The following is a 1,600-nucleotide window of genomic DNA, read 5'->3' as shown; positions in this document are numbered from 1 at the left end:
TCTTGGGCGTAAAAAACAAAGTAATGGTATTTATCAACTGGCTTTGGAATTATGTCACTTACGACCAATCGTTGCGATTGATTATTAAGCCGAAGGTAAAGCAGTGATGTAGGGCAAGTTTCAAAATTGCCTTTTTTGTTAGTGTTTATACAATTTGTGTTTCTATGAATAAAGTTCTAAATTATGGCAGTTGACCAAACGCCCAAAAACGAACTTCCTCCAAAATATTATCTCGAATATTTTAATTACGTACTTGATTTTGTGCAGGAAAAGTACCGCCATATCTTGAATGAGGGTGAATGGCGTTTCTTGCGAAAATACTATTGTTTGAGTGAAGATGCTCAATGTTTGTTTATCCGTTTTGCTAATCGCAGAGGCTTATTTTTTAGAGTTAATAAGCTGTCATACAGTGAATTAGCGGATATTCCCGCATTGCTCAACGAATTGCTGGAACGAGAATTTATAGAAAACCTCAACTCCGAAAAACACCAAACGTTTAGCAAAGAAATGCTCAACGTTTTGAACACAAAAGAGCTTGTAGAGCAATTTTCTAAATTGCTCATCGAGAAAAAAACAACCTATAAAAAACTTAAAAAAGAGGAACTCGTCGAAGTAATTTTACATGATTTTGAGCTTAACCAAATTGTCGAAACGCTTAATAATTTCGAGCCAATCATAAAAGTCTGCTTTGAGTACGAAGTAACCTTCATGAAGTTTTTGTTTTTCGGAAATCGTTATCTCGACATGACCGAGTTTGTGATGCGTGATATGGGTTTAGTACAATTTGAAAACCACGATGATGATAAACTTGTAGCACGATTTTCGACCCGAAAAGATGCCGAAGACAAATGGCTCATTACTGACCAAAACGATTTGTTTTCGCAACTAAAAGATACAGCTCCCGCACTTGATGTGTTTGATTGGTTTATGAATTTTGCCGATTCGGTAAATGATTTGAGCGAAGTGGCTAAACCATCCTACGAGCGTCTGATTATAAAAGTGGCTACTTTCTTAGAAAAAAGTAAACTTTTAGATGAAGCTTTGTTGGTTTACCGACTTACCGAGCAAGTACCTTCGAGAGAGCGACAAGTGCGAACACTTCAAAAATTGAATCATATCGATGAAGCATTTTCGTTGTGCCAACAAATGATTGAATACCCCAAAAATGCCGATGAGAAATTCTATGCGATTGATTTTTTGAATAAACTCAATACCAAAAAGCGAACTAAGAAAAGTACAACTTCTTGGCTGCATCAAGCTGAATCAATTACTGTATCGGTTGATTTTCGTCATCAAGTAGAAATGGGCGTGGTTGATTATTATCACCAAGAAGGAAAACTGGCCGTTTTCTCAGAAAACCATCTTTGGCGAGCCATTTTTGGCTTAGTTTTTTGGGATATTGTCTTTGACCCAAGTTTGGTGGCTTTTCATCATCCGTTTCAAAGGCGTCCTTCTGATTTGTATTTGCCCGATTTCTACGAAAAACGTAAAGATTTAATCATTAGTCACTTAGAAACTTTTGCTGATGTGCAAGATTTGCTCGTATATATGGGCGAGCGTTACGAATCGAAGTTTGGCATTGCCAATCCGTTTGTGGTTT

Annotated in this window: 1 protein-coding gene; it reads left to right on the top strand. The window is 36.9% G+C overall.

Annotated features, from left to right (window positions below):
- Positions 1-183: 183 nt before the first annotated feature.
- Positions 184-1,600: VRR-NUC domain-containing protein (locus tag ACOVO2_RS24620; RefSeq protein ID WP_421772523.1), on the top strand; the 1,417-nt coding region annotated here is incomplete at its 3' end.

This window comes from Emticicia sp., from assembly GCF_049241225.1.
GTDB lineage: Bacteria > Bacteroidota > Bacteroidia > Cytophagales > Spirosomataceae > Emticicia.
This window is presented reverse-complemented; position numbering and strand designations above follow the sequence as displayed.